The organism is Actinobacillus lignieresii (assembly GCF_900444945.1).
Lineage (GTDB): Bacteria > Pseudomonadota > Gammaproteobacteria > Enterobacterales > Pasteurellaceae > Actinobacillus > Actinobacillus lignieresii.
The window spans coordinates 1,516,549-1,525,000 of the sequence record NZ_UFRM01000001.1 but is presented as its reverse complement, the minus strand read 5'-3'; the positions used below and the strand labels follow the sequence as shown (position 1 = coordinate 1,525,000).

Sequence of the window (8,452 nt, the reverse complement as noted above, 5' to 3'; positions counted from 1 at the left end):
TAGGGGTCCATCCCGGATTACCAACCCGATGCAAACTGCGAATACCGAAGAGTGATACTCAGGAGACACACGGCGGGTGCTAACGTCCGTCGTGGAGAGGGAAACAACCCAGACCGCCAGCTAAGGTCCCAAAGTACTAGTTAAGTGGGAAACGAAGTGGGAAGGCTTAGACAGCTAGGATGTTGGCTTAGAAGCAGCCATCATTTAAAGAAAGCGTAATAGCTCACTAGTCGAGTCGGCCTGCGCGGAAGATGTAACGGGGCTAAAACTAGTCACCGAAGCTGCGGCATCAATGGAAACATTGTTGGGTAGGGGAGCGTTCTGTAAGCGGATGAAGGTGAATCGAGAGGTTTGCTGGACGTATCAGAAGTGCGAATGCTGACATAAGTAACGATAAAACGAGTGAAAAACTCGTTCGCCGGAAGACCAAGGGTTCCTGTCCAACGTTAATCGGGGCAGGGTGAGTCGGCCCCTAAGGCGAGGCTGAAAAGCGTAGTCGATGGGAAACGGGTTAATATTCCCGTACTTGGTATAACTGCGATGTGGGGACGGAGAAGGTTAGGTTATCGCACTGTTGGATGTGCGTTTAAGCCGGTAGGTGGGTGTTTTAGGCAAATCCGGAACACCATTCAACACCGAGAAGTGATGACGAGGTTCTACGGAACTGAAGTAACCGATACCACGCTTCCAGGAAAAGCCACTAAGCTTCAGGTTATACTAAACCGTACTATAAACCGACACAGGTGGTCAGGTAGAGAATACTCAGGCGCTTGAGAGAACTCGGGTGAAGGAACTAGGCAAAATAGCACCGTAACTTCGGGAGAAGGTGCGCCGGCGTAGATTGTAGTGATTTACTCACGAAGGTTGAACCGGTCGAAGATACCAGCTGGCTGCAACTGTTTATTAAAAACACAGCACTCTGCAAACACGAAAGTGGACGTATAGGGTGTGATGCCTGCCCGGTGCTGGAAGGTTAATTGATGGTGTTATCGCAAGAGAAGCTCCTGATCGAAGCCCCAGTAAACGGCGGCCGTAACTATAACGGTCCTAAGGTAGCGAAATTCCTTGTCGGGTAAGTTCCGACCTGCACGAATGGCATAATGATGGCCAGGCTGTCTCCACCCGAGACTCAGTGAAATTGAAATCGCCGTGAAGATGCGGTGTACCCGCGGCTAGACGGAAAGACCCCGTGAACCTTTACTATAGCTTGACACTGAACATTGAATTTTGATGTGTAGGATAGGTGGGAGCCTTTGAAGATGACACGCCAGTGTTGTTGGAGGCGTCCTTGAAATACCACCCTTTAACGTTTGATGTTCTAACGAAGTATCCGGAACGGGTACTCGGACAGTGTCTGGTGGGTAGTTTGACTGGGGCGGTCTCCTCCCAAAGCGTAACGGAGGAGCACGAAGGTTTGCTAATCACGGTCGGACATCGTGAGGTTAGTGCAATGGTATAAGCAAGCTTAACTGCGAGACGGACAAGTCGAGCAGGTGCGAAAGCAGGTCATAGTGATCCGGTGGTTCTGAATGGAAGGGCCATCGCTCAACGGATAAAAGGTACTCCGGGGATAACAGGCTGATACCGCCCAAGAGTTCATATCGACGGCGGTGTTTGGCACCTCGATGTCGGCTCATCACATCCTGGGGCTGAAGTAGGTCCCAAGGGTATGGCTGTTCGCCATTTAAAGTGGTACGCGAGCTGGGTTTAGAACGTCGTGAGACAGTTCGGTCCCTATCTGCCGTGGGCGTTGGAGAATTGAGAGGGGCTGCTCCTAGTACGAGAGGACCGGAGTGGACGCATCACTGGTGTGCCAGTTGTCTCGCCAGAGGCACTGCTGGGTAGCTACATGCGGAAGAGATAAGTGCTGAAAGCATCTAAGCACGAAACTTGCCTCAAGATGAGTTCTCCCAGTCTATAAGACTGTAAGGGTTGTTGGAGACTACGACGTAGATAGGTGTGGTGTGTAAGCGTAGTGATACGTTGAGCTAACACATACTAATTGCCCGAGAGGCTTAACTATACAACGCTCAAGTGTTTTTGAGCGCTACACTCAGTAGCAGCTTGTTTCGAATTTAAGAAGAAAGAACAAAGACAAAGAAGACAAAAGACATCAACAGAATATTCTGGCGACCAGAGTGCTGTGGCTCTACCTGAATCCATTCCGAACTCAGAAGTAAAACGCAGTAACGCCGATGGTAGTGTGGGGTTTCCCCATGTGAGAGTAGGGCATCGCCGGATTGAATTTAGCGCGAAAGCGAAAACGAAGCAAGAAACCCTGTGGTTAGCGATAACGACAGGGTTTTTGCTTTTGGCTTTTTAGCTTTTAAAGACAAAAGAAATTTGCTTTTGACTGCTTTTTTAGTTGGAAGGTATTTGAAAGTTAAAACAATATATTTTCTTTTTCTACTTCTCAAAATCATTCTTTTCCGTTATTCTTTTAAAATTATTGAATTTTTATAGGACTGAAAATATTTCTTTGCAATTACCATTACCCATTCATCAAGTTGATGATGAAACTTTCGATAATTTTTATGCGGAAAACAGTCTTGTACTGCTAGATTCGTTACGTCAAAATTTTATCGATGTACAACAGCCGTTCTTTTATATTTGGGGTGGAAAAAGTAGTGGTAAAAGTCATCTCTTAAAAGCGGTAAGTAATCATTATTTACTGAATCAACAAACTTCCAGCTATATTCCTTTAGAAAAATCACAATACTTTTCGCCTATGGTTTTGGATAACGCCGAACAATTAGATGTGATTTGTTTGGATGATATTCAGATTGTCGCAGGTAATGAAGAATGGGAACTGGCTATCTTTAATCTTTTTAATTTGATTCGTGAGCAGCAAAGTTTATTTGGTAATGGGCATAAAACGTTGTTATTGATTAGTGCGGACTGTCCTCCTCATCAATTGCAGATCAATTTACCGGATCTTCGTTCTCGTCTGACTTGGGGTGAGGTTTACCAGCTAAACGATTTAAGTGATGATCAAAAGCGTATCATTTTGCAACGAAATGCTTATCAAAAGGGAATGGAACTTTCCGATGAAGTTGCCAATTTTTTGCTAAAACGTTTGGATCGGGATTTACAAACATTATCAACGGAGTTGGACCGTTTAGACCGTGCCTCTTTGCAAGCTCAACGCAAATTGACGGTTCCTTTTGTGAAAGAAATTCTCGGTTTGTAAAGCGGTTTGATTCCTGTCAAAATTTGCAAAAAATTTGTTAAATTTAACCGCTTATTACCTCTAAAGAGGTAATGATATGGCTACGTTAAATCTCCCTCTTATGTTAAACTTTGCCTATCTGTTTCTTATTATTCATTGTTATGACACATACTAATCAATTAACCATTACTAATCTTGCTTGCGAGCGAGGTGAAAATCGTTTATTTGAAAATTGTAACTTTTCTGTTACATCCGGTGAATGGGTACAAATTGAAGGTCATAACGGTATAGGCAAAACCAGCTTATTACGTATTCTTGCGGGGCTTGCGATGCCTGCCGAAGGATATGTTTTATGGAATGATATTCCTGTTCAAAAACAACGTGATGAATATTATTCGGAATTATTTTATTTGGCGCATCATGCAGGGGTTAAACCGGAGCTTTCTCCTTGGGAAAATTTACGTTTTTATCAAAAAATCCAAGGATTAGCGCTTGATGACGAAGCGTTATGGTATGCCTTAGATAAGGTCGGTTTAATCGGAAGAGAAGAGCTTGCTTGTTCGTATCTTTCCGCCGGTCAGCAACGCCGGGTCGCTTTAGCGAAATTATGGCTGACAAAGCAAAAGCTTTGGATTTTAGACGAGCCTTTTACCGCTATTGATAAGAAAGGAGTTTCCGATTTAATCGTCCATATTGAAAAGCATTGCGAAAATGGCGGAATGGTTATTTTTACCAGTCATCAAGCGGCGGAAAGTCATAAAGTTAAAATCTTATCTTTGGATCAGTTTAAACTATGATTTTATTTACTATTATTCAACGCGAATTAACCATCGCTTTGCGTAAGCCGGCGGAAATATTGAACCCGCTTTGGTTCTTTCTGATTGTGATTACTTTGTTCCCGCTTCTTATGGGACCAAATCCCGAGTTATTAGGGAAAATCGCACCGGGCGTCGCTTGGGTAGCGGCATTGCTTTCCGCTTTATTATCGTTTGAAAGACTTTTTCGTGACGACTATTTAGACGGTTCGCTTGAGCAATTAATGTTATTGCCTATCGGTTTACCGCAGGTCGCATTGGCGAAAGTGATTGCACATTGGTTACTAACGGGACTACCGCTAATTCTGCTTTCGCCGGTTGCGGCAATCTTACTTTCGTTAGAAACAAATGTATGGTGGGCATTGGTGCTAACCTTATTACTTGGTACGCCGATTTTAAGTTGTTTAGGTGCAATTGGCGTCGCTTTAACGGTCGGTTTACGTAAAGGCGGAACTTTATTAAGCTTACTTATTCTACCGTTATTTTTACCAGTGCTGATTTTTGCCGCAGCCGTATTAGAAGCGGCGACATTGAATATGGGATATAGTGGACAGCTTGCGATTATCGGGGCGATTTTGGCTTTGACGCTGACTTTCTCGCCTTTTGCAATAGCAGGCGCATTAAGAATAAGCCTTCAGTAAGTAATGAAAAGCGGTGAGATTTTTAATCTTTTTTGTAATTTGGAGATGTTATGTGGAAATGGCTTCATCCCTATGCTAAATCGGAAACACAATATCGATTATTAGGGAAAATTCAACCGGTATTAGGTTGGTTAAGTTTTATTATGTTAGCGGTTGCTTTTGTTTGGGGGCTTGGGTTTGCGCCTAAAGATTATCAGCAAGGCGATAGTTATCGTATTATCTTCATTCACGTGCCTGCGGCAATTTGGTCGATGGGTGTATATGGTTCTATGGCTGTTGCCGCATTAGTGGCATTAGTATGGCAGATTCGCCAAGCCAATCTTGCGATGATTTCAATGGCACCGATCGGTTTAGTTTTCGCATTTATCTCGCTTGCGACCGGTGCGATTTGGGGTAAACCGATGTGGGGAACTTGGTGGGTATGGGATGCTCGCTTAACTTCGGCTTTGGTGTTGTTTTTCCTCTATATCGGGGTAATGGCGTTGTATTCGGCTTTCCAAGATAAACAAACCGGTGCGAAAGCGGCGGGCGTATTAGCCGTCGTCGGGGTAATAAATCTCCCTATTATCCATTTCTCGGTAGAATGGTGGAATACGTTACACCAAGGTGCGACTATTACTAAATTAGATAAGCCGTCTATGGCGGTGGAAATGTTAATTCCGTTATTGTTAGCCATTTTCGGTAGTTTAATTTTTACTGCATGGTTCAGCATTTGGCGTTATCGTATCGCGTTATTAAATGATGAACGTAAGCGTCCTTGGACGAAAACATTAAGTAAATAAGGAGAAAAACTTATGCAATTTCAATTTGAATCCATTAGTGAGTTCTTCTCAATGGGCAATTACGGTTTTTACGTATGGCTTTCCTATGCCGTATCGTTACTCGCAATGGGAATCCTTATTTGGCAAACTCAGCGTGAACATAAACAAATTTTGCAAAATATTAAGAAAGAGCAAGCTCGCGAAACTCAGTTGAATAAACAAGCACGGTAAGCGGTTAGATTTCAGCTATATTTTGTAAGTGTTTGACCGCTTGGTTTTTGATCAATATATCAGTGTATAAATCCGGATGAACAAAGAACTGACGGCGGGTATCAAGCAAATTCCTGTTATATTAAGTTATATTCGATTATTTAATATTGTGTGCCGTCGGCATACTTTTAGAAGGTGATTACTATGAATCCAAGACGTAAATCTCGATTGAAAGTGGTGGTTTCAATCATTTTCGGTGTTGCGGTAGCCGCAGGCTTAACGCTTTATGCACTAAGTCAAAATATTGACTTATTCTATACGCCATCAGAGATTGTAAATGGTAAAAACGATGATCCAGACCAAAAACCTGAAGTCGGGCAACGTATCCGTGTGGGCGGAATGGTTGTGGAAGGATCGGTAAAGCGTGATGATAAAACGCTGAAAGTAGAATTTGAGGCGAATGATATCGGTCCGTCAATCACGGTTGAATATGAGGGGATTTTGCCGGATTTATTCCGTGAAGGGCAAGGTATTGTAGCGCAAGGGGTTTTGATCGAGCCGACTCGTTTAAAAGCTACGGAAGTATTGGCTAAACACGATGAAAACTATATGCCGCCGGAGTTAGGCGATAAATTAAAAGAACAGCATGGTGCTGCAGGTATTTCCGAAACGGATTTAAAAGGTACTTCGGCACGTGATAAAGCTGAAATCGAAAGAACATTAAAGACCTTACAAGGGGAAGCTAACTAATGGTTGCGGAATTAGGTAATTACGCATTGGCACTTGCGTTCGGATTGTCAATTTTTTTGGCAATTTTACCGCTTGTTGGTGCACAAAAACAGAATAGTACTCTTATGGCGTTAGCTCGTCCGATAACATGGGCAATGTTTTTAGCATTAACGATTTCATTCGGTTCGCTTTTTTATCTGTTTGCGGTAAATGACTTCAGCGTGCAATACGTAGTGAATAACTCCAACTCAACATTACCTATCCAATATCGTCTTTCTGCGGTTTGGGGATCGCACGAAGGATCAATGCTGTTATGGGTTTGGTTGCTTTCGCTTTGGTCTATCGCTGTGGCGGCATTTTCTCGCCAGATGCCGGAAGAAGCCGTTTCGCGCGTATTGAGTGTAATGGGATTAATCAGTATCGGATTTTTGGTTTTCTTAATCTTTAGTTCAAATCCGTTTAAACGTACTTTCCCCGATTTTCCTGCGGACGGTCGAGAATTAAATCCGATGTTGCAAGATGTCGGACTGATTTTCCATCCGCCGTTATTATATATGGGATATGTCGGTTTCTCGGTGGCATTTGCGTTCGCGATTGCTTCACTAATGACCGGAAGATTGGATACCGCTTGGGCTCGTTGGTCTCGTCCTTGGACAATGGCGGCTTGGGTATTTTTAACACTTGGTATCGTACTCGGTTCGTGGTGGGCTTATTACGAATTAGGCTGGGGAGGCTGGTGGTTCTGGGATCCGGTTGAAAATGCTTCGTTAATGCCGTGGATTGCCGGAACGGCACTGATTCACTCGTTAGCCGTTACGGAAAAACGCGGTACTTTTAAAGCTTGGACGGTTTTACTGGCGATATTGGCGTTCTCGCTGTGTTTATTAGGCACCTTCTTAGTACGTTCCGGTATTTTGGTTTCGGTACATGCGTTTGCTTCCGATCCGACTCGCGGTTTGTATATTCTTGCCTATTTAGTTTTAGTAATTGGCGGTTCATTATTACTTTACGCTTTACAAGGCTCGAAAATTAAAAGTTTGGATAATTATGAACGTTATTCGAGAGAATCGATGTTGTTAATTAATAACGTAATGCTGATGGCATTCTTATCCGTAGTGCTGCTGGGTACATTATTACCGTTAGTACATAAACAAATCGGTTTAGGCACGATTTCGATCGGTGCGCCGTTCTTTGATCAAATGTTTTTAATTTTAATGGTACCGTTCTCGTTTATTTTAGGTATCGGGCCATTAGTAAAATGGCGTAGAGATCAAGTATCTGCGATTCGAACACCGGTAATTATTGCCTTAATTATGATGGTGGTACTCGGTTTCGGCTTACCGTATTTACTGCACGACCGTATTACTGCCACTTCGGTATTAGGCGTGATGATGGCATCGATTATTGTCATTTTGAGCCTATATGAATTACATCAAAGAGCGACGCATAGACATTCATTTTTAGCCGGTGTGTTTAAACTATCCCGTTCTCATTGGGGGATGGTATTGGCGCACGTAGGTGTCGCAATGACGGTATTCGGTATTGCATTCAGCCAAAACTATAGCGTAGAGAAAAACGTACGTATGAATGTCGGCGATACGGTATCGCTTCAAGGTTACGACTTTACTTTCAAAGGAATCAAAATTACCGACGGTGCGAACTATCAGGGCGGCACGGCTGAAATTGAGATTTCGCGTCAAGGGCAATATGAATCGACTCTGAATGCGGAGAAGCGCTTCTATAACGTCAGTAAAATGGGGATGACCGAAGCGGCAATCGACTGGGGCTTTAGAAGAGATTTATATGCCGCTTTAGGTGAAAAGTTGGAAGACGGTTCATGGGGTGTACGTTTATATTATAAACCGTTTGTTCGCTGGATTTGGATTGGCGGCTTATTTATGGTGTTCGGCGGTTTGCTCTGTATGTTTGACAAACGTTACAGATTAAACGTAGTTAAAAAAACTACATAATACTTTAAGAGACAAGCGGTCATTTTTAGATAAACTATTGCAAAATAGTGATCCGAAAATGACCGCTTTTTACTTTTTTAAACCATTCGGACAGACCTGAAAAACACTTGAAATAATTTCCGTTGTTGTTCGCTAACTCTATGATATGCTTGAGATT

7 protein-coding genes and 2 rRNA genes (1 of these 9 cut by a window edge) are annotated in these 8,452 nt (G+C 43.0%); all 9 read left to right on the top strand.

What is annotated here, in order from left to right:
* A 23S ribosomal RNA gene (locus DY200_RS07060) occupies positions 1 to 2,023 on the top strand (it extends 879 nt beyond the left edge of the window).
* A gap of 102 nt (positions 2,024 to 2,125) precedes the next feature.
* Positions 2,126 to 2,241: ribosomal RNA gene (gene rrf / locus DY200_RS07055) — 5S ribosomal RNA — on the top strand.
* Between the two features lie 238 nt (positions 2,242 to 2,479).
* Positions 2,480 to 3,190 (top strand): DnaA regulatory inactivator Hda, encoded by a 711-nt coding sequence (hda, locus tag DY200_RS07050; RefSeq protein WP_005598511.1) that lies wholly within the window; start codon positions 2,480 to 2,482, stop codon positions 3,188 to 3,190.
* A 140-nt stretch (positions 3,191 to 3,330) separates the two neighbouring features.
* Positions 3,331 to 3,966, top strand: a complete 636-nt coding sequence (ccmA, locus tag DY200_RS07045) for a cytochrome c biogenesis heme-transporting ATPase CcmA (protein WP_115587980.1) — start codon at positions 3,331 to 3,333, stop codon at positions 3,964 to 3,966.
* Entirely contained in the window at positions 3,963 to 4,625 is a 663-nt protein-coding gene (gene ccmB, locus DY200_RS07040; RefSeq protein ID WP_005615770.1) for a heme exporter protein CcmB, read from the top strand. Before ccmA ends, ccmB begins: the two co-directional genes overlap by 4 nt.
* Before the next feature lie 50 nt (positions 4,626 to 4,675).
* Positions 4,676 to 5,407, top strand: coding sequence for a heme ABC transporter permease (locus DY200_RS07035; RefSeq protein ID WP_115587475.1), 732 nt, complete (start codon positions 4,676 to 4,678; stop codon positions 5,405 to 5,407).
* A gap of 12 nt (positions 5,408 to 5,419) precedes the next feature.
* Positions 5,420 to 5,617 (top strand): heme exporter protein CcmD, encoded by a 198-nt coding sequence (gene ccmD, locus DY200_RS07030; RefSeq protein ID WP_005598506.1) that lies wholly within the window; start codon positions 5,420 to 5,422, stop codon positions 5,615 to 5,617.
* 183 nt (positions 5,618 to 5,800) lie between these two features.
* On the top strand, positions 5,801 to 6,346 hold the full coding sequence (gene ccmE, locus DY200_RS07025) for a cytochrome c maturation protein CcmE (RefSeq protein ID WP_115587474.1): 546 nt from the start codon (positions 5,801 to 5,803) through the stop codon (positions 6,344 to 6,346).
* Positions 6,346 to 8,295, top strand: coding sequence for a heme lyase CcmF/NrfE family subunit (locus tag DY200_RS07020; protein ID WP_115587473.1), 1,950 nt, complete (start codon positions 6,346 to 6,348; stop codon positions 8,293 to 8,295). The genes ccmE and DY200_RS07020 overlap by 1 nt, the downstream gene beginning before the upstream one ends.
* The last annotated feature ends 157 nt before the right edge of the window (positions 8,296 to 8,452 follow it).